The sequence below is a fragment of the Roseibium sp. MB-4 genome, from assembly GCF_053005265.1.
The window spans coordinates 38,324-60,344 of sequence record NZ_JBRKQB010000007.1 but is presented as its reverse complement, the minus strand read 5'-3'; the positions used below and the strand labels follow the sequence as shown (position 1 = coordinate 60,344).

The 22,021-nt window shown below is 58.0% G+C and carries 19 protein-coding genes; 12 read left to right on the top strand and 7 right to left on the bottom strand.

What is annotated here, in order from left to right:
• Positions 1–37 precede the first annotated feature (37 nt).
• The 6 genes from ACVDG4_RS23855 (at position 38) to ACVDG4_RS23830 (ending at position 5,838) form a co-directional block, all read left to right on the top strand.
• Positions 38–841 carry a GntR family transcriptional regulator gene (locus ACVDG4_RS23855; protein ID WP_447236938.1) on the top strand — a complete coding sequence of 268 codons (804 nt, stop codon included), beginning with the start codon at positions 38–40 and terminating at the stop codon, positions 839–841.
• Positions 838–2,244 carry a 3-isopropylmalate dehydratase large subunit gene (gene leuC / locus ACVDG4_RS23850; protein ID WP_447236937.1) on the top strand — a complete coding sequence of 469 codons (1,407 nt, stop codon included), beginning with the start codon at positions 838–840 and terminating at the stop codon, positions 2,242–2,244. Before ACVDG4_RS23855 ends, leuC begins: the two co-directional genes overlap by 4 nt.
• Positions 2,244–2,882 (top strand): 3-isopropylmalate dehydratase small subunit, encoded by a 639-nt coding sequence (leuD, locus tag ACVDG4_RS23845; protein ID WP_447236936.1) that lies wholly within the window; start codon positions 2,244–2,246, stop codon positions 2,880–2,882. The genes leuC and leuD overlap by 1 nt, the downstream gene beginning before the upstream one ends.
• Before the next feature lie 65 nt (positions 2,883–2,947).
• Complete coding sequence (gene dctP, locus ACVDG4_RS23840) at positions 2,948–3,961, top strand: TRAP transporter substrate-binding protein DctP (protein WP_306150420.1); 1,014 nt, start codon at positions 2,948–2,950, stop codon at positions 3,959–3,961.
• Positions 3,962–4,024: 63 nt separating this feature from the next.
• Complete coding sequence (locus tag ACVDG4_RS23835) at positions 4,025–4,531, top strand: TRAP transporter small permease (protein ID WP_447236935.1); 507 nt, start codon at positions 4,025–4,027, stop codon at positions 4,529–4,531.
• Positions 4,531–5,838, top strand: a complete 1,308-nt coding sequence (locus ACVDG4_RS23830) for a TRAP transporter large permease (RefSeq protein WP_447236934.1) — start codon at positions 4,531–4,533, stop codon at positions 5,836–5,838. The genes ACVDG4_RS23835 and ACVDG4_RS23830 overlap by 1 nt, the downstream gene beginning before the upstream one ends.
• Before the next feature lie 115 nt (positions 5,839–5,953).
• On the opposite strand, the gene ACVDG4_RS23825 is transcribed toward ACVDG4_RS23830, so the two are convergent.
• The 5 genes from ACVDG4_RS23825 to ACVDG4_RS23805 are packed head-to-tail and all read right to left on the bottom strand — an operon-like array spanning position 5,954 to position 12,263.
• A complete protein-coding gene (locus ACVDG4_RS23825; protein WP_447236933.1) occupies positions 5,954–7,372 on the bottom strand; it encodes a carnitine 3-dehydrogenase in 1,419 nt (472 codons plus the stop codon).
• Complete coding sequence (bcoG, locus tag ACVDG4_RS23820) at positions 7,369–8,280, bottom strand: 3-dehydrocarnitine:acetyl-CoA trimethylamine transferase BcoG (protein WP_447236932.1); 912 nt, start codon at positions 8,278–8,280, stop codon at positions 7,369–7,371. The genes ACVDG4_RS23825 and bcoG overlap by 4 nt, the downstream gene beginning before the upstream one ends.
• A gap of 11 nt (positions 8,281–8,291) precedes the next feature.
• Complete coding sequence (locus tag ACVDG4_RS23815) at positions 8,292–9,077, bottom strand: carnitinyl-CoA dehydratase (RefSeq protein WP_447236931.1); 786 nt, start codon at positions 9,075–9,077, stop codon at positions 8,292–8,294.
• Positions 9,067–11,100 (bottom strand): acetate--CoA ligase family protein, encoded by a 2,034-nt coding sequence (locus tag ACVDG4_RS23810; protein WP_447236930.1) that lies wholly within the window; start codon positions 11,098–11,100, stop codon positions 9,067–9,069. Before ACVDG4_RS23810 ends, ACVDG4_RS23815 begins: the two co-directional genes overlap by 11 nt.
• Before the next feature lie 2 nt (positions 11,101–11,102).
• Positions 11,103–12,263 carry an acyl-CoA dehydrogenase family protein gene (locus tag ACVDG4_RS23805; RefSeq protein ID WP_447236929.1) on the bottom strand — a complete coding sequence of 387 codons (1,161 nt, stop codon included), beginning with the start codon at positions 12,261–12,263 and terminating at the stop codon, positions 11,103–11,105.
• A gap of 79 nt (positions 12,264–12,342) precedes the next feature.
• On the opposite strand from ACVDG4_RS23805, the gene ACVDG4_RS23800 reads away from it, so the two are divergent.
• From ACVDG4_RS23800 to ACVDG4_RS23790, 3 genes are all read left to right on the top strand, one after another.
• Positions 12,343–13,296 carry a GlxA family transcriptional regulator gene (locus tag ACVDG4_RS23800; RefSeq protein WP_447236928.1) on the top strand — a complete coding sequence of 318 codons (954 nt, stop codon included), beginning with the start codon at positions 12,343–12,345 and terminating at the stop codon, positions 13,294–13,296.
• Between the two features lie 131 nt (positions 13,297–13,427).
• Positions 13,428–14,417 (top strand): NADPH:quinone reductase, encoded by a 990-nt coding sequence (locus ACVDG4_RS23795; protein ID WP_447236927.1) that lies wholly within the window; start codon positions 13,428–13,430, stop codon positions 14,415–14,417.
• A gap of 159 nt (positions 14,418–14,576) precedes the next feature.
• A complete protein-coding gene (locus ACVDG4_RS23790; RefSeq protein WP_447236926.1) occupies positions 14,577–15,281 on the top strand; it encodes a response regulator in 705 nt (234 codons plus the stop codon).
• Positions 15,282–15,303: 22 nt separating this feature from the next.
• Here ACVDG4_RS23790 and ACVDG4_RS23785 read toward each other — a convergent pair whose 3' ends face one another.
• The gene (locus ACVDG4_RS23785; RefSeq protein WP_447236925.1) at positions 15,304–16,656 is read right to left on the bottom strand and encodes an ATP-binding response regulator; all 1,353 of its coding nucleotides are present in this window, start codon (positions 16,654–16,656) and stop codon (positions 15,304–15,306) included.
• Positions 16,653–17,849 carry an FIST N-terminal domain-containing protein gene (locus ACVDG4_RS23780; protein WP_447236924.1) on the bottom strand — a complete coding sequence of 399 codons (1,197 nt, stop codon included), beginning with the start codon at positions 17,847–17,849 and terminating at the stop codon, positions 16,653–16,655. Before ACVDG4_RS23780 ends, ACVDG4_RS23785 begins: the two co-directional genes overlap by 4 nt.
• A 222-nt stretch (positions 17,850–18,071) precedes the next feature.
• Here ACVDG4_RS23780 and ACVDG4_RS23775 point away from each other — a divergent pair, with 222 nt between their 5' ends.
• From ACVDG4_RS23775 to ACVDG4_RS23765, 3 genes are all read left to right on the top strand, one after another.
• Entirely contained in the window at positions 18,072–18,800 is a 729-nt protein-coding gene (locus ACVDG4_RS23775; protein WP_447236923.1) for an SRPBCC family protein, read from the top strand.
• Between the two features lie 196 nt (positions 18,801–18,996).
• Positions 18,997–19,488, top strand: coding sequence for a (2Fe-2S)-binding protein (locus tag ACVDG4_RS23770; RefSeq protein WP_133945589.1), 492 nt, complete (start codon positions 18,997–18,999; stop codon positions 19,486–19,488).
• 138 nt (positions 19,489–19,626) lie between these two features.
• Entirely contained in the window at positions 19,627–21,987 is a 2,361-nt protein-coding gene (locus ACVDG4_RS23765) for a xanthine dehydrogenase family protein molybdopterin-binding subunit (RefSeq protein WP_447236922.1), read from the top strand.
• Positions 21,988–22,021: the final 34 nt, after the last annotated feature.

The window sequence follows — 22,021 nt, the reverse complement described above, 5'->3', positions numbered from 1 at the left end:
CGATACCATTGAGCTTTATCCACGGAGGCTTGCGTACGTGAACAAGCATGCGAAATCGGTGTTGCCGGAAGGCGCAAAGGCGCGGCAGGTCTACCTGTCTCTCCGTGATCAAATATCCGATGGCAGATTTCAGGACGGGCAAACCCTCCCGGGCGAACAGAAACTCTCCGAGGTCTTTAGCGTATCGCGCGTGACAGTACGCCGGGCGCTTGATGCGTTGGCCGCCTCAGGCCTTATCATCCGGCGCGCCGGCAGCGGGACAACGGTCTCAACAGCGGGTCAGCTGGACAAACCGGTCGCCATGAACCTTGCGACCCTGATGCCGCAACTTGTTGAAATGGGTCAAAGCACGACGGCGCGCCTTCTGTCCTTTTCATACGATGCCGCGCCGGATTTCGTGGCATCCGCTCTCGGGCTGCCGAGCGATGAACAAGTCCAGATCGCAACCCGTGTCCGGAGCACGAACCAGACACCTTTTTCACACCTGACAACCTATGTCCCGGCTGAAATCGCTCGCAATTACTCGGAAAATGATCTGGCGACGACCCCGCTTTTCAAGTTGCTGGAGCGTGGCGGTGTCCAGATCAAGGATGCTCATCAGTCGGTTTCCGCAACCCTTGCCGGCCCGGAAGTTGCCGACGCTCTCGAAGTCGCGGTCGGCTCTGCGCTGCTATCCTTGCGCCGCGTGGTCAAGGACGTTGATGGCAATGGTGTGGAGTATCTGGCCGGTCTTTACCGCCCGGACATGTTCAGGCTTGAGATGCCACTGACCCGGGTTGGGGATGGCAATGCCCGTCATTGGGAACCGGCGATTGGCAAGTCGCCCGAGGAGGGTGCATGACTGCGGCCGCGACCCTTCTCGACAAGCTTTGGTCGTCGCACGAAGTGCTGACCCGTGAAGACGGGACATCGCTTTTGTGGGTGGACCGGCACCTTGTGCATGAAGGGTCCCATCATGCGTTCGCCAAACTGGCCGAGCGTGGTGCGGCCGTCGCTGAACCCGAATTGACCTTTGCCGTTGTTGATCACTATGCACCAACGCGCCACCGAGAATATATTGCGGATCCCAAAATCCGCCGCATGATTGAAACACTGCGCGCGAATGCGACACAGCACGGTTTGCGTCTGTTCGATCTCATGGATCCGGCGCAGGGCATCGTGCATGTCGTGGGACCGGAGCAGGGCCTGACCTTGCCAGGTTTGTTGATCAATTGTGGCGACAGCCACACATCGACCCACGGTGCATTTGGTGCACTCGCCTTTGGCATCGGAGCGACGGAAGTTGCTCATGTTCTTGCGACACAAACCGTCTGGCAGAAAAAGCCAGCGGCAATGCGCATCGTCGTCGACGGAAAACTGGCCGAGGGCATCAGCGCCAAGGATATTGCACTCAATTGGATTGCAAAACTTGGGTCCGACGGCGCACGGGGACACGCGATCGAATATGCCGGAAGCGCCATCCGGGACCTGTCTATGGAAGGGCGGATGACCCTCTGCAACCTTTCGATCGAAGGCGGCGGCCGCTTTGGCATGGTTGCGCCCGATGACACCACCTTTGCTTATCTCAAGGGACGGCCCTTCGCGCCAACCGGCGAAGCTTTTGAGAAAGCTCATGAAAAGTGGCAGAAACTGTGCTCGGACGAGGATGCGATCTTTGCCAAGGATGTGAGCCTGGCGGCAGAAGAGATCGCTCCGACAGTCACTTGGGGCACGAGCCCTGAGCAAGCCTTACCGGTCAGCGCAACGCTTCCTGATCCCTCCCGTTTGGCAGACGAAAAGCAAAAGGCTGCGCGCGACGCGCTGGACTATATGGGCTTGGCCGCCGGGCGCCCGATCGAAGGTACGCCGGTCGATCAGGTGTTCCTCGGTTCATGTACAAACGGGCGGATCGAAGATCTCCGCGCGGCCGCAGCTGTCCTTGCAGGACGCTCTGCGAAGGTGCCCGGACTGGTTTCTCCGGGCTCGGCCCTTGTCCGCCACCAGGCAGAACAAGAAGGTCTGGACCAGATTTTTCGGGAAGCTGGCCTGGAGTGGTCTGCGTCCGGCTGTTCCATGTGTGTCGGCATGAACGGCGACATCGTTGCGCCGGGCAAGCGCTGTGCATCGTCGACAAACCGGAACTTTCGCGGGCGCCAAGGCCCCGGTGCCCGCACGCATCTCATGTCACCGGCAATGGTCGCAGCCGCCGCTGTGACCGGCACCATCACCGATGTTCGTCCTCTCTTGAAAGGGAGGGCAGTCTGATGGCTGGCTGGTCGGAACATCAGGGGCAAGCAGTTGCTCTGCCGGTTCACAACATCGATACGGATCAGTTGATTCCGGCCCGGTTCATGTCGACGCCAAGGTCAGAGGGGTATGGCCAGTTCCTCCTTCATGATCTGAGGCGTCTGGAGGGCGGATCGGAATGCCCGGACTTTCCGCTGAATCAGTTTCCGCAGGCCAGCGTCTTGATCGCGGGCCGGAATTTCGGCAGCGGCTCTTCGCGCGAAGCTGCGGTCTACGCTTTGGTGGATGCAGGTTTTCGGGCTGTTGTGGCACCGAGCTTCGGCGACATCTTTGCGAGCAATGCGGTCAACAACGGTCTGTTGCCAGCGCTCGTTTCCGAAGCCGATCTTGAGCGCCTGACGGGCGAACTCAACGAAGGCGGTGGTTCGGCACACATTCATCTGGAGCACGGACACATCATCGTCGGTGGATCCGAAGTCCCATTCTCACTCGACAACAGCTGGCGAACAAAGCTGGTCAACGGGTGGGACGACATCGATCTGACACTGCAGCACGAATTCGCGATCGAGAAACACAAACAAGATCGCAGAACAACTTCTTCCTGGGTTTGGCCCGACGCGGAAGACCAGAACTCTCAAGTGAATGGGAGCCAATAGCTGAGGGGCCAGCCTTGAAAACATAGGGACCAACAGAGGGACGTCCCGCAAAGTGGAGTGAGACTATGAAAAATATCCTCGTAGCTGGCTTGGTTGCCAGTGCATCATTGTTCACAGCGACCGCGCATGCGGAAGACAGGATTTCCGCGGTTCATGCGTTCCCGGAAACGCTGATCTACACCAAAAGCTTCCTGTCCTTCGTCGACAAGGTCAACGAAGCTGGCAAGGGCGTGATCCAGATTGATGTGCGCGGCGGTCCGGAAGCGATCGGCATGTTCCAGCAGCCGGATGCTGTTCGTGACGGCATTGTCGACATGGTTTACACGCCGGGTTCCTTCTATGGCGGTGCCCTGCCGGAAAAAGACGCGATGGTTGGCTCCAACCTGACCGCTGTTGAGACCCGTCAGAACGGCGGTACGGAGCTGATTGATCAGATCCACCAGGAAAAAATGGGCCTGAAATATCTCGGCTGGTTCGACAGTGGTGTCTGCTACAATCTCTGGACCCGCGACGAGCCGACCTTTGATGCCGACGGCAATCTTGAAGTGGAAGGCCTGAAGCTGCGCGGCAACAACGTCTACAACGCGTTTTTCTCCAACTACCTCGGCGCACAAGTGATCGATTTGCCGACCGGTGAAGTCTATGCTGCCCTGCAGCGGGGCGTTGTTGATGCAACCGGCTGGACCCAGATCGGTCTGATTGATCTGAAATGGAACGAGTTCCTGAACTACCGGATTGAGCCGTGCTTCTTCTCCACCGACCTTGGTGTGATCGTGAACCTGGAGAAGTGGAACTCCCTGTCTGACGAATCCAAGAAAATCCTTCAGGATGTCGCCATTCAGCATGAGAAGGACAGTGTTGAGGCTCTGCGCAAGAAGCGGGATGAGGACTTTGCAGCTCTTGATGCTGCCGGCATGATCTCTGTCTCTCTGGAAGGTGAAGCCAAAGCCAACTACCTCGCAGCAGCCCGCGAAAAGACCTGGGAGCGCATGAAGGGCCTGATGGCAGAACAGCCTGGCGGTACCGACAATTACGACCGCTTGATCGAACTGTTCTACGATTTCGACGCTGCAAAATAAGCGCTTGAAACATGGGCTCGCGGGGACCGCGGGCCCTCTTTTTTGCTGGAGCAGGCGGTCTTCATGACAGCACTTAAGAAAGCCTATAACGCCTTGATCGATGCAATGGCGATTGCAGCCGGGGCAACGCTGGTGTGGCTGATGGTATCGGTGGTCGGCTCTGTGCTCATGCGAAATATGGGTATGCAGCCGTTTGCCTGGCTGTTTACGTCAGCCGAATACGGACTTCTCTACATGACCATGCTGGGCGCGCCCTGGCTGGTGCGCGAAAAAGGGCATGTGCATATCGAGCTCATTACGTCGATCTTGCCAACGGCCGTCCGGAACGTTGTGAGCCGGAGCGTTGCGCTCGCATGTGTCCTTGTATGCCTCATTCTGGCCTGGCAAGGCGTTGAACTGTTTTTGAAAAACATCGAGCGCGGTGATTATGACACGCGTGCCTATTATTACCCCCGTTGGCTTCTCACGATCTCCTTTCCCGTCAGCTTCGGGCTGATGGTAATAGAGTTTTCGCGCTTTGTCGCCGGGCCGGACACCCTCCATACCGGCGAAGCAGGGATACACGAATAATGGAATGGTATGAGGCGCTCGCCCTTTTGCTGGGTGTGATCGTGGCCCTCATGGCGATCGGGATGCCGGTCGCCTTGGCGTTTCTTGCGGCGAACATCGTGGGAGCCTGGATCTTTATGGGCGGGGAGCGCGGCATTGGCCAGCTGCTCAACAATGGCCTTGGGTCCATGACGAAGTTTGCCCTGGTCCCCATTCCATTGTTCTTGTTGATGGGGGAGATCTTCTTTCACACGGGGCTAGGCAACCGGATGTTTACGGCCATCGACAAGCTGCTTGGCCGGCTTCCCGGCCGCCTTAGCTATGTCACCGTCATGGGCGGGACAGCGTTCTCAACTCTCTCTGGCTCGTCCATGGGATCGACCGCGCTTCTTGGCTCGCTCATGGTCCCTGAGATGAACCGGCGCGGTTACAAGACTCATATGAGCATTGGTCCGATCCTTGGGACCGGTGGTTTGGCCATCATCATCCCGCCATCTGCTCTTGCCGTGCTTTTGGCAACGCTTGCGCAGATTGATGTTGGCGCCTTGCTGATTGCAGGGGTCATTCCGGGGCTCATCCTGGCTGGTTTCTACATCGCCACCATTTGGCTTCAGACGAAAATCGATCCGTCCGCTGCGCCGGCCTATGATGTGGAGCCGATGTCCCTCAGTGCCAAACTCTCGCTCTTGGTGCGCGAGGTGGTTCCGATGGTGGGCGTGATGGTCATTATCATCACGCTGATGATCAATGGTTTCATCACGCCATCAGAAGCGGCTGCCTTCGGCGCGCTGGGCGTTCTGATCCTGGCCGCCATCTTCCGCTGCCTCACTTGGGAGGCCATGCGCAAATCGATCACCGGTGCGCTTCGGGTTACCCTGATGGCCTATCTGATCGTTTTCGGGTCGGCTACCTTCAGTCAGTTGCTTGCATTTTCCGGAGCGTCCCGCGGTCTGGTCAACTGGGCAACATCCTTTGAGCTTGCACCGATCGCGATGCTGCTCGTGATGTTTGCAGTTCTTTTGATCCTTGGCATGTTTATGGAGCAGATCTCCATCATGCTGTTGACCGTGCCGATTTTTTTCCCGCTTGCACTGACGCTGGGTTTCGATCCGATCTGGTTTGGCCTCATCATGCTGTTGTCGCTGGAAATCAGCTTCACAACACCGCCCTTTGGACTGCTGTTGTTTGTGATGAAGGGGGTCGCGCCCCCTGGCACAACCATGCGCGACATTTACACCTCGGCTTTCCCATTCATTGGCTGCTCGCTGCTGGTTGTCGCATTGCTGGTCTTGTTTCCTGGCCTGGCGCTATGGCTGCCCGGCTTGTAGCGACCACAAAGGACAGCAACGTACTTGAGCGTGAATTTCGGCACAGGCTAAAGCAACAAATCAACCCGCCCAAAGAGGCGGGTTTTTTAGTTGTGCGGTGTACATACTGTTGAAGTCAGGCCTTTTGGCCGACGGATCGTCCCGCTCCCTCTGGCTGTCCAAGCGCCGCATGGGCTTGATGGTAGGCCCCCAACTTCTCCGCAACCGCTTGATCCGGCAGAGAACTTGCGCGGGTCGTCAGGTCCACATGCAAAAGCAGTGTCTCTACCGTTGCTGCAAGCGTGTCGTCCGGCCCGTAAAGGAAGTGGAAGAGGTGCAGCTTCTTGCCTTCACCCTTAAGCACCTGGGTGCGGATGATCAGCCTGTCACCGGCGTGAAGCTCGCTGAGATAGCGGACATGGGTTTCGATGGTAAAATAGCTTTTGCCCGACGCGATATAGTCTGCGTCCGCACCGATCAGCTCCATGAACCGATCTGTTGCGAGCGACCCGGCCTCGAGATAGTGGGTCTCGTTCATATGGCCGTTGTAGTCCGTCCAGCTAACCGGAATTTGCCGGTCAGCGGTAATTGGCAAATCCGTGGCATAAGGTTTTGGCAATTCTGCCTCATGGCGATGGATGACGCCGCCGGCACCACTGCCGGTCTTTTTGAGCGCCCGCATCATGCCGACGAGATTGTCGTCCCGCAGGCGCTCCAGCTCGCGGATCGACATATGGCCGGATTGCGCATCGGATTGCCCCGCGATCAAGTCAACCAGTTCTTCGGTGAACTCCGGGACGTCCATCAGTTTTGTCCAGGGCCACTTCAAGGCCGGACCGAACTGGGCCATGAAATGCTTCATACCAGCTTCACCGCCGGCAACCCGGTAGGTCTCGAACAGGCCCATCTGCGCCCATCGGATGCCAAAACCCATCCGGATGGCCTCGTCGATTTCTTCCGTGGTGGCAATGCCGTCCTTGACCAGCCACAAGGCTTCGCGCCAGACCGCTTCCAGAAACCGGTCGGCGATGTGAGCGTCGATTTCCTTGCGGACCATCAATGGGAACATGCCGATCGAGCGGAGAATGGACGCAGCCGTCTCGCGGGTCCTGGCATCTCCAACCAGCTCAATGAGCGGCAGGAGATAAACCGGATTGAACGGGTGAGCGACGATTGCGCGCGCGCCTTTCTCGTTCAGCTCCGATGGCTTGAAGCCGGATGTTGATGAGCCGATGACCGCGGTTTCCGGCGCCAGTGCGCTCAGGTCTCCCAGGATCTTGTGTTTCAGGTCCAGCCGCTCTGGAATGCTCTCCTGGATCCAGTCTGCGTCCCGAACAGCATCTGCCATCGCGGAGTGGAAACTCAAGGTCCCTTCGGCCGGCAGCGCCGTGTCATAAAGGGCGGGAAGGCTGCGCCGCGCATTGGCGATCACTTCGCCGATCTTGCGTTCCGCGTCCGGGTCCGGATCAAAAACGGCGACATCCCAGCCGTTTATCAGAAACCGGGCGGCCCAACCGCCGCCGATGACGCCGCCGCCAATGATTGCCGCCTTCATTTTGGGGCCCTCTTGGTCAGACCCAGTGTTTCTCGCACGGCGTCTGGGCCAGCTATTCGGGCGCCCATGCCTTCAATGAGGCCGACCGCCTTTTCGACAAGCTGGGCATTGGTGGCAAGAACGCCCTTTTCCAGGAAGAGATTATCTTCCAGGCCAACCCGGACATTGCCACCTGCCAGAACGGAAGCTGCGACATACGGCATTTGATCGCGGCCAAGGCTGAAGGCCGACCAGGTCCAGTCTTGCGGCACCGCATTCACCATCGCCATGAAGGTGTTGAGATCGTTTGGCGCGCCCCAGGGAACGCCCATGCACAGCTGAACGAGGGCCGGGGATGTCAACGTGCCTTCTTCGACCAGCTGTTTGGCAAACCAGAGATGTCCGGTGTCAAAGGCTTCGATTTCCGGCTTAACGCCGAGCTCGGTCATCATGCCGCCCATGGCCCGGAGCATGCCCGGAGTGTTGGTCATGACATAATCGGCTTCGGCAAAATTCATGGTGCCGCAGTCAAGAGTGCAGATTTCCGGGAGGCACTCGGCGATGTGGGCCATACGCTCGCTTGCCCCGATCATGTCTGTGCCGGCCTCGTTCACAGGGAATGGCGCCTCGGTTGAACCAAAAACGATATCGCCGCCCATTCCCGCTGTCAGATTGAGGACCACATCAACGTCGGCCGAGCGAATGCGGTCCGTGACTTCACGGTAGAGCTCCAGACGGCGGGAGGGGGCACCGGTCTCCGGATCGCGGACATGGCAGTGAACGACTGCAGCACCCGCCTTGGCTGCATCGATGGCGCTGTCCGCGATTTCCTTCGGGCTTCGCGGAACGTGAGGCGATTTGTCTTGGGTTGAGCCGGAGCCAGTGACGGCACAGGTGATGAAGACATCCCGATTCATTTGAAGTGGCATGGTTTCCTCTTTTATCGGCCCTTCCAGACCGGGGCGCGTTTTTCAGCAAAGGCGCGGGCGCCCTCAAGTTGATCTTCCGATCGATAGAGGCGTTCGACGGTTTCGAACTGGCTCTTGGTGATGCGGTTCATTGCGTCCTGGAATTTCATGTCTTCCGCTTCACGCACGACTTCCTTGATCGCGGCGTAGACAAGCGGTGGGCCGGAGGCGAGCAACTCGGCCATCTTTCGTGCCTCTGTCATCAAGTCAGCAGCCGGATAGACGTGATTGACGAGACCCCAGCGGGCAGCTTCCTCGACATCGATCCAGCGGCCGGTCAGGAGCATTTCCATGGCAATGTGATAAGGGATGCGTTTGGGCAGCTTGATGCTGGCTGCGTCGGCCACGGTGCCGGAGCGGATTTCCGGCAGGGCAAACGTCGCATGATCGGCAGCCAGGATGATGTCGGCAGACAGGGCGAGCTCCAGCCCGCCGCCGCAGCAAATACCATTGACGGCCGCGATCACCGGCTTGTTGAGGCCGCGTAATTCCTGCAATCCGCCAAAGCCGCCTGTGCCGTAATCACCATCCACCGCATCACCGTCAGCGGCAGCCTTAAGGTCCCAGCCCGGGCAGAAGAACTTCTCACCGGCGCCTGTTACGATCGCCACCCGCAGATCCGGGTTGTCGCGAAAGTTAGTGAAGACATCTCCCATGATCCGGCTTGTTTTGAGGTCGATGGCATTGGCCTTTGGCCGGTCCAGTGTGACCTCCAAAATATGGCCGGAGACGCTTGTCTTGATTGGATTATCCGTCATGGTTTTGTCCGCATCTGATGAGGGCATCGGCCGCAATCGCAAAGTCCCGGCCGCAAAGAAGGGGATTTATCTCGGCCTCTTCGACTGTTCCGGATTGAACGTAGTCTTGGAGAGCCATGATCGTATCGAGAATTTTGGGAAGGTCGCAAGCAGGCCGGCCGCGGTAGCCGGCGAGCACTTTTGAGATTTTCAGTTTTCCGAGAGCTTTTTCAATTTCTGAACGGCCTGCGGGAACGGTGAGGGACACGCCGTCTTGCAGGAGTTCGGTCAAAACGCCCCCGGCAGCGATAGTCAGAACATGCCCGTGCCCAGGGTCCCTCACGATGCCGATCAGGAGCTCTGCCTGCGCGCCGGTGACCATTTCCTCCACGAGAAAGGTACCGACAGACATTTTTTCCGCAGCCAACCGAACATCTTCCCGGGAATTGAGATTGAGAACCACCGCCCCGGCTTCGCTTTTATGCGCGATGCCTTGCCCTTTCAAAACAACGGGAAAACCAACGTGTTCGGCCACTTCTGCCGCCTCCTGCGGGGAGGCTGCGGAAGCGCTTTTGGGGACGCAGATCCCGAAAGCTTCAAGCTGTCGCTTGGCTTCGTGTTCGCTCAGGGTTTCAGGGTTCGTCAATGGTGGTGAGGTGAAGACGTTATCAGCCGGAGGGGGGCTCATGTTTGAAGCCGCGGCGATGGCTGCAAGGGCCTCTTCCATGCCTGAAAAGGGAACCAAGCCACGGTCGATCAGGTCGGTCGCAATGGTTTCCGGCAGTGCTTCGACCAAAGAGCTTACAATGCCCATCGGCTTGTTCGACAGGTTGGCAGCCATCTCGATGGAGCCGATCACCTTTTCCCACTCGGTGCCATCGCAGCGGTCTTCCCGTGGGAAATCCAGGACCACGAGGCCAAGTGCCAGATCTCCGGCCATCATGGCGGCAAAAGTGGCCGTCATCGCATCCGAGTCACCCCAGATATAGGTGTGATAATCGAGCGGGTTGGCGAGCGCGACCTTGGGCCCGAGCGCGTCTCTCAGTCCGTCTGACTGGATTTGTATGAGGTTGGGAAAAACAACATTATGGGCCAATCCGAGATCCGCCATCAGGCTGGCTTCGCCACCGGAACAGGAGAGCGATGCGATCCGCGCAGATTTAAGCGGTCCATGGACGTGCAGGAGCTTGAGCGTTTCCAGAAGCACCGGCAGTGACTGGACTTCTGCAATACCGAGCCGGTCAAACAGGGCCGTCGCGCCTGCGGACGAGCCGGCAATGGAGGCCGTATGCGAGACCGTGGCGGCCTGAGCCTGATCGGAACGGCCGGTCTTCAGCGCCACAACCGGTTTTCCGCAGGCCCAGGCCTTTCTCGCGAAGGCTTCAAAAGACTTGAGATTATCGATCCCCTCAATATGAAGGCCTATCGCTGTAACCCGGTCATCGTCGAGCAAAGCTTCGCCAATGTGAGACAATCCCGACTGCGCCTGATTGCCGACGGTCATGATGTAGGCAATCGGCAGGCCGCGCGCCTGCATAGTGAGGTTCAGGGCGATGTTGGAACTTTGCGAGATAATGGCAACGCCGCCGGAAACTTTCGCAAGGCCGTGCTGATCCGGCCAGAGCGACGCGGTCTCCAGCGCGTTGATGAACCCGTAGCAATTGGGCCCGAGGATCGGCATGTCATCGGCGGCGGCAACCAGCTCTTCCTGGAGGTTGGCGCCATCTTTCAGTTCTGCCGCAGCTTCCCGGAAGCCGGACGCAAAACAAACTGCACCGCCTGCGCCCAATTTTGCTGCCTGACGGATCACCTCGATGGTCGCATGCCGGTTGACGCCGACAAAGATCGCGTCCGGCACCTCATTCAACTGGTCAAGGGACGAGACCGCCGGAAAACCTGCGATCTCGCTGCGTTTTGGATGAACGGCCGTCAATTGGCCCGTGTAGCCAAAGGCGTGACATTGATTGAGTACGCTTTCGCACCAAGTGCCCCCGCCCACAACCGCAATCGAGCGCGGGTTCAGCAGCCGGTTCAAGGACCGCATCCTTATGCTCCCAGCGGACGGAAAATGTCCCGGCTGATGATGTGTCGTTGAATTTCGCTGGTGCCGTCCCAGATCCGCTCAACCCGCGCATCGCGCCAGAAACGTTCGATCGGAAAATCATCCATCAGACCCATGCCGCCAAAGATCTGCAGCGTAGTGTCGGTCACGCGCGCCAGCATCTCGGTCGCATAGACCTTGGCACTGGCAATTTCCCGGTTGGCGGGCAGGCCTTGGTCGAGACGCCAAGCACCGGCAAGTGTCAACCAGTCCGCCGCGTCGATCTCGGTGATCATGTCGGCGACTTGGAAGCTAACACCCTGGAACTTTGCAATGGACTGGCCGAATTGCTTGCGTTCGGCAGCATAGTTCACCGCGTAGTCGAAGCAGCGGCGTGCGCGGCCAACGCTCATGGCCGCAACGGTCAGGCGCGTGGCATAAAGCCATTCGTTCATGACCTCAAAGCCGCCGTCGACTTCACCCAGCACCTGCGCATCCGGCAAACGGCATTGGTCGAAGTACAGAATGTAATTCTTGTAACCCTTGTGACTGACGGAGTTGTAGCCGTCGCGCACTTCGAAACCAGGCGTGCCGCGATCCACCAGAAAGCAGGTGATCCGTTTTTTTGGTCCTTTTGGCGTTTCATCCACGCCGGTCGCCACAAAGACGATAAAGAAATCGGCATGCTCGGCCCCGGAAATGAAGTGTTTGGAGCCGTTGATCACCCAGTCCCGGCCATCGCGTACGGCCAGACATTTCATGCCCCGGACATCGGACCCGGCGTCCGGCTCCGTCATGGCCAACGCGTCCATTTTCTCGCCGCGCACAGCCGGTAGCAGGTACTTCTCTTTCTGCTCGCCTTCACAGGCCATCAGGATGTTTTGCGGACGTCCGAAGAAGTGGTTAAGCGCCATGGATCCACGGCCAAGCTCGCGCTCCACAAGTGTGAAATCGAGGTGGTCGAGGCCCGCGCCGCCAACACTTTCCGGAAAGTTGCAGGCATAAAATCCGAGATCGATGCACTTTTGTTTCAGCTCTTCTCCAAGCTCATGGGGCACCTGACCGGTCTTCTCCACCATCTCCTCGTGCGGGTAGATTTCGTTCTCAACGAAAGACCGTACGGTGGACACGATCATTTCTTGTTCTTCGGTCAGGCCAAAATGCATCGCCGGCGCCTCTCTTGATTTGATGGATTGAGAGTGAGAGAAAGCAAGCTGATCGTCTGTGCAGTTTTGGTAAGAAATCATGCAGGTTTTGAGAAAAACTGAAAACGAGAATATTCCGCAGGGTCGGTCAATTTGCGTGCTGCTGTTCGACAACTTTTCCAATCATTGCCTGGCGAACGCTGTCGAGCCTTTCCGGGCCGCCAACACCATCGCTCGTAAGCAGCTCTATTCCTGGCAGCATGTCAGCGTCGAGGGCGGCACGGTGATGTCGTCCAGCGGGCTACCAGTTGAAACGCTCAAGTGGCAGCACGCGCCGCCGGGCGGGGACTATCTGTTCGTTATGCCGAGTTACGGCTTCAAGGCCTTTTCAACTCCAAAGCTGCATCAGATCCTCCGGGCGGCCCGGAGGCGGTTCAAGTTGCTTGGAGGTCTCGACACGGGTGCATGGATGCTCGCGGCCGCCGGCGTTCTCGAAGATGCTCGTGTCACCATTCATTGGGATGAGTTTTCAGGTTTTTCCGAAACCTTTCCAGATATCGACGTTGTTGAAGACCGGTTTGTGCTGGAAGACCGGATTGCCTCCTGTGGCGGGGCGTCTACGACATTTGAGTTGATGCTGGAGATTATCAAGAAAGACCATAGTCCGCTCTTTGCGCTGGAAGTGGCTGCGCTGTTCATGCACGGCAGCAGCGGCGAGCGTCCGGACCTGTTGCCAGTGCGTTCCGGTGATGCCCTCATGCGCGAAGCAACCGCGTTGATGCGGCGGAACATTGAAACTCCGCTCGCTATTCCCGCTGTTGCAGGAAGGCTTAAAGTTGACCAGCGTCTGCTGGAAACCCGGTTTCGGTCCGAGTTCGGAATGACGCCGTTGGCGGTTTACAAATCAATCCGGCTCAGGGAAGCGCGCCGTCTGGTTCAGTCGACGGATCTGACCATCGCGGAGATCGCCGTGCGCTGCGGATACCAAAACGCCAGTGCGATGACCCGCGCCTACCGGCTTGAGTTCGGATCTCCTCCAAGGAAGGATCGGTGATGGGTGGAGCAATGAGAAAATATGCCGGGAAAACACTTTTATTTTCGGGCTCGGTCCTATTCGCACACCATATTGGTGCTCAATGACCCGCAAACCGGTCACCCGCTAAAACCAAGAGCAGGAACAAAGACATGAAAGCCGCGTACTACGAAAAAAATGGACCGGCCTCCGAAGTAATTATCGTTGGAGATCTGGACGATCCCACACCGGCTCCAGGCGAAGTTCTTGTGCAAGTGGCAACTTCAGCTCCCAACCCTTCGGATGTGAAATCCCGGGCAGGTGCTCGGGGGCCGATGGCTTTTGAGCGCATCATTCCGCACAGCGATGGTGCCGGCCGGATCGTGGCCGTTGGTGAAGGTGTGAATGAAGAGCGTATCGGCGAGCGGGTGTGGCTTTGGAATGCGGCTTGGAAACGGCCACATGGATCGAACGCCACGCTGGTCGCCCTGCACGAGGAGCAGGCGGTCTATCTGCCTCCGGAGGCAAGTTTCGAGGCGGGCGCTTGTCTCGGCATTCCTGCAATGACCGCGCACCGCTGCCTCTTTGCCGATGGTCCAATCGACGGCCAGCATATTTTGGTGACCGGCGGCGCGGGAACTGTGGGGTCTTATGCCATCCAGATGGCCAAACTGCGCGGTGCCAGGGTGTTCACCACCGTCAGCTCTGAGGAAAAGGCTGAGCATGCGCGGAAGATGGGCGCGGATGTCGTTTTGAACTATCGCGCCGAAGATGTTGCTGCAGCCATTTTGGACGCAACGGATGGAAAGGGTGTGGACCGGATCGTCGAGGTGGAGTTCGGAGGCAATCTCTCCGTCACACAAAAGGTGCTGGCGCAGAATGGAACGGTTGCTGCCTATGGCTCCATGGCGGACCCGGAACCGAAACTTCCGTTTTACCCAATGATGTTTGCCGGGCAGACCTTGCGGATGGTGCTGGTCTATGTCCTGCCCGAAGCCGCGCGAACCGCTGCTGTTGTCGACATCACCGGCTGGCTGACCAACAACGAATTGCAGCATCCAGTTGCCCGTACGTTCTCACTGGACCAGACTGCCGAAGCCCATGCCTTTGTGGAAGCTGGCACCAAAATCGGTACGACGGTGATCAAGGTCGCGGACCTATAGGCCAACGCATTCGTCACGGTTCTTGTACTTGATCTAAAGAACAGTTGAGTTCGGACAGGGACCGCGAAAGACTGGTGGTCTGTTCGCACCGTGGCCAGATAATAGGCACAGTGGCTATGAGGCGGCAGATATCAAGACGCGGAAGGGAGGTCCGCAGCAATGTCCATGGAGACCGGCAACGCCAGCAAATTTCTGATCATCGATGATCACCCGCTGTTTCGCGAAGCGTTGCACAGTGCCGTTGAGCTTGCCTATCCGAACTCAGATACGCTCGATGCAGCCTCACTTGATGAGGCGAACCAGCTCTTGCAGGACGACGCTGGCTTTGATCTGGCGCTCCTGGATCTATCGATGCCTGGCGTCAAGGGAATGGACGGGCTGCTGCATTTGCGAACCCATTATCCGCGCCTTCCGGTCGTGGTCGTCTCAGGGGCTGAGGATCCACCGATCATTGCGCAAGTGCTGGCTTATGGTGCGGCTGGTTTCATTCCGAAATCCTCGAAGAAGACGACGCTGGCCGATGCCATTCAGCAGGTTATGAACGGGGCAGTTTATGTGCCGGAAACCTATGCTGATGGTGCGGAAGACCCGATTGACGATGATACCCGCAAGATGATCGAACGGCTGTCCAGCCTGACGCCTCAGCAGATCCGTGTGTTGCAAATGATCTGCAATGGCCTTCTCAATAAGCAGATTGCCTATGAGCTGTCGGTTGGCGAAACCACAGTCAAGGCGCATGTGTCTGAAATCTTGCGCAAATTGAGTGTTTCCAGCCGGACGCAGGCCGTCATTGAGGTCAATCGCCTTGAGGCGCTGGGCACCGCCAGTCCGTTTGAGCTGTCAACAGCAACAGCGCCCGCCTAATCGGTCCAATAGCTGATAGAGACTATTCGCCGCCGTTGATCAGATGCGTTGCCAGAGCCCGCAATTGCGCCGGTTTCACAGGCTTCGGCATGTGTTCAACACCAAGCCGCTTGGCTTCTTCAACAACAGTTTCGGAGGCATCGGCTGTCGCAAGGATTGCTGGCACTTTGGTTGGCAGGATGGTGAAAAGCTTGGCCAGTGTTTCAGTTCCGAGAGTGCCATGATCCAAATGGTGATCGGCGATGATCAGGTCCGGGATCCAGTGTGAGCTCTCTAGAGCTTCCAGCGCATCCCGTGTGGACCGCCCAACCTTGAATTCGCAGCCCCAATTGGCAAGCAACCCCTCCATTGCTTCAATAACGGCCGGATCATTTTCCAGAACCATTATCTTGCGGCCGGAAAGGTTGCCCTTGGCTGCGGGTAGAGCCGACGGCTGTGCTTCTGTAGTTTGCAATGCCGGGGGAGTGGAGGCCCTAAGCGCACTGATGCGGAAGACGCTACCTTTTCCGAGAGATGATTGAACGGAGACCTCGTGATTGAGCGCGGTCACAAGACGATTGACGATGGCAAGGCCCAAGCCCAGTCCGGTTCCTTGATCTGCTGCTCCCTCCGATAGCGGTCCGCGATGAAATTCCTCAAAGATCTTTTCCTGCTGGTCTTCCGGTATTCCGCGACCGGTATCGATCACTTCAATTGAAATCCGATCCCCTTGACGCCGGGTGCCGATCAAGACACCGCCTTTGTCCGTATAATGGATGGCGTTGGAGATCAGGTTTTGAAGTGCGCGCCGCAGCATGAGCCGGTCGGTGTAGACGCAGTCATTTGTCACGGCCACCCGCAGCCGCAGCCCCTTCTTTTCCGCCATGGGCCGGAGATCAGACAAAAGACTGTCCAAGATCGGTGGGATCGGCACGGAAGTGAACCGCGGCATCGTCACGCCGGCATCCAGACGCGAAATATCAAGCAGCGTGCGCAAGAGCTCATTCATCGTGTCGAGTGACCGTTCGACCTGCGCGACCATAGCTTTCGCCTTGTCGGAGTGCTGCAGGTCGTAGAGAGACGAGATCGTCAACTGGGCTGCATTGAGCGGCTGCAGAATGTCATGGCTGGCAGCCGCGAGAAACTGTGTTTTCGACCGGTTGGCGCGCTCGGATATGTCTTTCTGGCGGGCAAGCTCCACGTTGATCTCTTCCACGCGGCGCAAGGCGGATGTCAGCTCATCGGTCCGTTTTCGGATTTGCCCCTCAAGGGAAATCGCCGTTTCAAACAGCGAAAACGCATTGCGTTGCTGATCAACCGCCTGTTCGACCCGGTTGACCAGCGCCGCATTGATCTTTTTCAGCCGGACCGGGTCGTCGATATCGTAAAGGCTCATGACGGTGGTTCCGGTTCGGCTGGAGGTTTCGCGAAGGCAATTCCGGTGAACGTGTGATTGAGATGCATCGACAGATACTGCTCGCCGTATGTGTTGAAGCCGAGCACATTGTAAGCGTCGTAGATCGCGTTGATGCGCTGCGTTGCCTGCCGGTTTTGCGCATCAATCCGGCGAAGGGCGCAGTCGAACCCGAGTACAAAATCGATGCCGCCGATCTCCGCATCGACACTTTCAAACGCTTCCCGCGTTGACCGGCTCATGCCCGTGGGCTCGGCAACGGTCAGGACAATCCCGTCGTCGATTGCACAGAAGAAGGAGAGCGACCCGTCCGGGTTTACCTTCTGCACCGAGCGGCAGTAATACTCACCGCCAACCCGGACGACGAGCGGATGGGATGCAAAACTCAGCGGAGACAGCGACGAAGGATCAAGCCCGACAGCAAGGGCATACTCGGACGCAGCTTCAGCGGCGTTGAACTCGTAAATAATCCTGCGTGCTGGATCGGAACGGGTGACAACCAGCTTTCGGTCGGTCGGAATGAAGTTGTCGGTCTTGAAGATCTTGAAAGGGATGCGGCTGCGGCACAAAAGGACGATGGCGCAATCATCCCCTGCTGCCCCGTTGAGGATCAGGGATGTCTTTGAAAAATGCATGCTGTCGCCAGCGGAGCCGCCAAGGAGAGGGATGTCCTCCAAAGCCCAGTGCAGGGCAGCGGTGACCATCTCCTCCACAACGGAAAGACCGTCGATCAGGCATAGGGCAAAGGTGTCGCCTTTGTCTTCCGTGCCCGGAAATGGTTCTGGGTCGTGTTCAAAGGCCTGCCGTTCCTGTTTCACCTGGGCTACGATGCGGTCAAAACCGATGGACCGGATCCCGTCGATCCTGAATGGCGTGATCGCAAACTGATCTTTCGGGAACAAGATGGCCAGACACCGGCCGGCGCCCTCATCCACACCGCCGATTTCGTCGGCTGTTGAACACGCCGCATAGGGCAAACCGCCAGCGTGCTTTGCCATTCTCGACTGAATTAGTTCCGCCGGAAAACTGTCCTGGGAATAAAAGATCAATCCAAGGGAATACGCCAAAGTTTGAGCGGCGGCTTCCAGATCTGCCCAAAATCGAGCATCGTCTGGCTGGCGAGCGGTCAAAGCTACGACCCCGCAGCCAAATTGCGTCCAGGCATTCGCGTCCAAAGTATCCTCCCGGATGACAGCGGCCTCTTGTCTCCGGGATTGCCGTCACCACTATAAATTTGTAGCTGTTGAAACGAAGACTTGTAAAGCAAGCCTGGTTCCTGCTCTGGTCGCGGTATCGGATTTGGAGGGCGTGACCTAAAGTACAGTGTACAGGGACAGCACTCTGTTCTTTTCTATGAACCAACGATTTTGGAAAAAAATCGGCTTTGGAGGACCACAATGGATATATCGGGCAGTCAGGTGATTGCAGCATCGCGGGATGCTGTCTGGACCGCACTGAATGATGCGGAGATTTTGAAAGCCAGCATTCCCGGTTGTGAATCCCTCGAAAAAACATCCGACACCGAAATGACGGCAGCCGTGACCTCAAAGATTGGTCCGGTGAAAGCCAAGTTCAAAGGTGCGGTCACCCTTGAGAACATCAATGCTCCGGAGAGCTATACGATCGTGGGTGAAGGCAAGGGCGGCGTCGCTGGGTTTGCGAAAGGCTCCGCAGACGTGAAGCTGACCGAAGTCGAAGGCGGCACGTTGCTGGAGTACACCGCAAAGGCGCAAGTTGGCGGCAAGCTGGCGCAGCTTGGCAGCCGGCTGATCGATTCCACTGCGAAGAAAATGGCGGAAGACTTTTTCGCAAAGTTTTCTGAAGCCGTTGCCGGTCCTGCACCCGCGGCAGAAGAAACCACCGAAACGGTTGCAGAGGCGTCTGCTGGAAACGCCGAGGAATTGGACCCTGGCGTTGCAGAAGAAGCCAAGCGGCTTGCGGTTGAAGACACCCCTTCTGGGGTCGTTCATGCACTGGAAGAAGCCGAACACGCTGTCGAAGACCAGCTGCACAAGGCGGAAGAAAACATTGAAGCGGCAGCCGGTCGCGGAGCGTTTGGCGGCCCCATGGTCTGGGGATTGATTGCCTTGGCAGGCCTCATCGTTGTGTTGGCATTGGCCAGCTGAATTTGACTGCCGCCGTTTCGGCGGCAGTTGACGTATGGTCCGGTGTTTTGGAAAGTCTCTGGATGGAGGATCCGGGACTGACTTTAGAGCCAGACCGGACAAGCCGAACAACCGGCGCTAAGCCGGAGGAAATTGGATCAGAAGACCCTTTGGACGCGGGTGTTCCGATCTGGAAGTATCTGAGGGAGAAGAATTCATGGCAAAAGTGTCGATGGTGCTGAACGGCAAGTCCGTTTCGGCAGATGTGGAGGACCGCACGCTTCTGGTCGGGTTCATCCGGGATGTGCGCGGTTTGACTGGAACCCATGTGGGCTGCGATACCTCGCAGTGCGGAGCCTGTGTGGTGCATGTGAACGGCAAGGCCGTGAAATCCTGTACCATGCTGGCGGCTCAGGCCGATGGCGCCGAGGTTGTGACCCTTGAAGGCGTCGGCAGTGCGGACAATCTGCATCCGGTCCAGGCAGCTTTCCGCGAGCATCACGGTCTGCAATGCGGCTTCTGTACACCCGGGATGATCATGAGCGCGATCGATATGATCAACCGCCATGGTGCCGGCAACCTGGATGAAAAAACCATTCGCCACGAGCTGGAAGGCAACATCTGCCGCTGCACCGGTTACCAGAATATCGTCAAGGCGATCAAATCCGCTTCTGACCAAATGGCCGGAATGGCCCAGGCCGCCGAGTAACACAAGTTACTCGCAGCAATCTCGCATGCACTGCGGTGCATGGGACGGATACACGGCCTGACTGTCCATGTGTTGCCGGGAGGAACGGTGCAGCACAGACGGTAGAGGCCAAAGCCACACAGTTTTAGGGAGAGAGTGATGGCAGTAGAAGGGATTGGCGCCCGCGCCCTGCGCAAGGAAGACAAGCGTTTTATCACCGGCAAGGGCAAGTACACCGATGATATGACCATGCCGGGCATGGGCTATGCCGCTTTTGTGCGGTCACCGCACGCACATGCAAAAGTAACAGGCATTGATGCCGAGGCCGCTTTGGCGATGCCCGGTGTTGATGCCGTTCTGACCGGAGATCAACTTGTTGGCGACGGGATCGGCAACCTGATCTGCGGCTGGATGATCCATTCCAAGGACGGCACACCGATGAAAATGGGCGGCTGGCGCGCCCTTGAGCCGGAAATCGTCCGTCATGTCGGTCAGGCTGTTGCCGTTGTTATCGCCGATACTCAAGCCCAGGCACGCGATGCTGCGGATGCGGTTGTTGTCGATTACGAGGAACTGGACGCCGTCGTCGATCCGCTCGATGCCCTGAAGCCCGGCGCGCCGCAGCTCCACCCGGAAGCCGAAGGTAATCTGATTTTCGATTGGGAAATTGGCGACGAGGCTGCAACGAACGAAGCCTTTGAAAAGGCCGCTCACGTTACCAAGATGGAGATCCACAACAACCGTCTGGTGCCCAATCCGATGGAGCCGCGCGCGGCGCTTGCCGGATATGATGATGCCGAAGAGCACTACACGCTCTACACCACATCACAAAACCCGCATGTGGCCCGTTTGGTGCTGTCCGCGTTTTACGCCGTTGCGCCGGAACACAAACTCCGTGTAATCGCTCCGGATGTCGGCGGTGGATTCGGGTCCAAGATCTATATCTACCCGGAAGAAATGGTCTGCCTGTGGGCGTCCAAACGCGTCGGACGCCCGGTTAAGTGGGTCTCGGACCGCACCGAGGCGTTCCTCACCGATGCGCATGGCCGTGATCACCGCTCCGAGGCGGAACTGGCGCTTGATGCCGACAACAAGATCCTTGGCTTCCGCGTCAAGACCGTTGCGAACATTGGCGCTTATATGTCGCTGTTTTCGTCGTCCGTACCGACGTATCTCTATGCAACTCTGCTGTCGGGCCAGTACGATATTCCGGCCATCCACGCCAACGTGAAAGCGGTCTACACCAACACGACCCCGGTTGACGCCTATCGCGGCGCTGGGCGTCCGGAAGCGACCTATCTGGTTGAGCGCATGATGGAAACGGCGGCACGGGAGGTCGGATTGTCTCCGGCGGAGTTCCGCCGGAAGAACTTCATCCGGGCCTTCCCGCATCAGACTCCGGTGATCATGTGTTACGACGCCGGCGACTACGACGCGACGCTGGATGCGGCCTTGAAGGCAGCAGACTACGATGGTTTTGCTGCACGCAAGGCGGAAGCCGCGTCCCGTGGCAAGCTGCGCGGCATTGGCCTCAGCTGCTACATTGAAGCTTGCGGCATTGCGCCGTCTGCAGCGGTCGGGTCACTTGGTGCTGGTGTCGGTCTTTGGGAATCGGCTGAAGTCCGGGTCAACCCGGTTGGCACCATCGAGGTTTTAACTGGCTCGCACAGCCACGGTCAGGGGCACGAAACCACTTTTGCCCAGCTGATCAGTGAGCGGTTTGGCCTCGATACCGATACGGTTTCCATCGTCCACGGCGATACCGACAAAGTGCAGTTCGGCATGGGCACCTATGGGTCCCGCTCCGGAGCCGTGGGCATGTCCGCGATTGTCAAGGCGCTCGACAAGGTCGAATCCAAGGCCAAGAAGATCGCAGCGCACCTGATGGAAGCCGCCGAAGGTGACATCCAGATCGAGGGCGGCGAGCTGAAAGTGGCCGGCACCGACAAGAAGCTGACCTTCACTGAGGTCGCGCTTGCGGCATATACCGCGCACAACCTGCCGGAGGGCATGGAGCCGGGCTTGAAAGAAGGTGCATTCTACGACCCGACCAACTTCACCTTCCCGGCAGGAACGTATGTCTGTGAGGTCGAGATCGATCCGGAAACCGGAAAGACGGAAATCGTCAACTTCACGGCTGCGGATGACTTCGGCAAGATCATCAATCCGATGATTGTGGAAGGCCAGGTCCATGGCGGGATCACGCAAGGCATTGGCCAAGCGCTCCTTGAAAATGCGGCCTATGACGAAGGCGGTCAGCTTCTGACGGCATCCTACATGGACTACACTATGCCGCGCGCGGATGACGTGCCGTCCTACCAGCTTTCCACCCATGTCACGGAGTGCCCCGGCAATCCGCTTGGCATGAAAGGCTGCGGCGAGGCGGGGGCGATCGGCTCTCCACCAGCTGTGATCAATGCGATCACGGATGCTTTGGGCTCCAATGACCTAACTATGCCGGCAACACCGGAGCGGGTCTGGGCGTTGGCGCAGTCCGGCATGAAGCAGGCAGCCGAATAAGGCCGTTGGCGAACATCATTCCGGGCGGTTCGTG

What these genes read in the sequence shown, in the direction of transcription:
- leuC (WP_447236937.1), top strand. Translation starts at nt 838, where the DNA reads ATGACTGCGGCCGCGACCCTTCTCGACAAGCTTTGGTCGTCGCACGAA.
- leuD (WP_447236936.1), top strand. Translation starts at nt 2,244, where the DNA reads ATGGCTGGCTGGTCGGAACATCAGGGGCAAGCAGTTGCTCTGCCGGTT.
- dctP (WP_306150420.1), top strand. Translation starts at nt 2,948, where the DNA reads ATGAAAAATATCCTCGTAGCTGGCTTGGTTGCCAGTGCATCATTGTTC.
- ACVDG4_RS23835 (WP_447236935.1), top strand. Translation starts at nt 4,025, where the DNA reads ATGACAGCACTTAAGAAAGCCTATAACGCCTTGATCGATGCAATGGCG.
- ACVDG4_RS23830 (WP_447236934.1), top strand. Translation starts at nt 4,531, where the DNA reads ATGGAATGGTATGAGGCGCTCGCCCTTTTGCTGGGTGTGATCGTGGCC.
- ACVDG4_RS23825 (WP_447236933.1), bottom strand. Translation starts at nt 7,372, where the DNA reads ATGAAGGCGGCAATCATTGGCGGCGGCGTCATCGGCGGCGGTTGGGCC.
- bcoG (WP_447236932.1), bottom strand. Translation starts at nt 8,280, where the DNA reads ATGCCACTTCAAATGAATCGGGATGTCTTCATCACCTGTGCCGTCACT.
- ACVDG4_RS23815 (WP_447236931.1), bottom strand. Translation starts at nt 9,077, where the DNA reads ATGACGGATAATCCAATCAAGACAAGCGTCTCCGGCCATATTTTGGAG.
- ACVDG4_RS23810 (WP_447236930.1), bottom strand. Translation starts at nt 11,100, where the DNA reads ATGCGGTCCTTGAACCGGCTGCTGAACCCGCGCTCGATTGCGGTTGTG.
- ACVDG4_RS23805 (WP_447236929.1), bottom strand. Translation starts at nt 12,263, where the DNA reads ATGCATTTTGGCCTGACCGAAGAACAAGAAATGATCGTGTCCACCGTA.
- ACVDG4_RS23800 (WP_447236928.1), top strand. Translation starts at nt 12,343, where the DNA reads ATGCAGGTTTTGAGAAAAACTGAAAACGAGAATATTCCGCAGGGTCGG.
- ACVDG4_RS23795 (WP_447236927.1), top strand. Translation starts at nt 13,428, where the DNA reads ATGAAAGCCGCGTACTACGAAAAAAATGGACCGGCCTCCGAAGTAATT.
- ACVDG4_RS23790 (WP_447236926.1), top strand. Translation starts at nt 14,577, where the DNA reads ATGTCCATGGAGACCGGCAACGCCAGCAAATTTCTGATCATCGATGAT.
- ACVDG4_RS23785 (WP_447236925.1), bottom strand. Translation starts at nt 16,656, where the DNA reads ATGAGCCTTTACGATATCGACGACCCGGTCCGGCTGAAAAAGATCAAT.
- ACVDG4_RS23775 (WP_447236923.1), top strand. Translation starts at nt 18,072, where the DNA reads ATGGATATATCGGGCAGTCAGGTGATTGCAGCATCGCGGGATGCTGTC.
- ACVDG4_RS23770 (WP_133945589.1), top strand. Translation starts at nt 18,997, where the DNA reads ATGGCAAAAGTGTCGATGGTGCTGAACGGCAAGTCCGTTTCGGCAGAT.
- ACVDG4_RS23765 (WP_447236922.1), top strand. Translation starts at nt 19,627, where the DNA reads ATGGCAGTAGAAGGGATTGGCGCCCGCGCCCTGCGCAAGGAAGACAAG.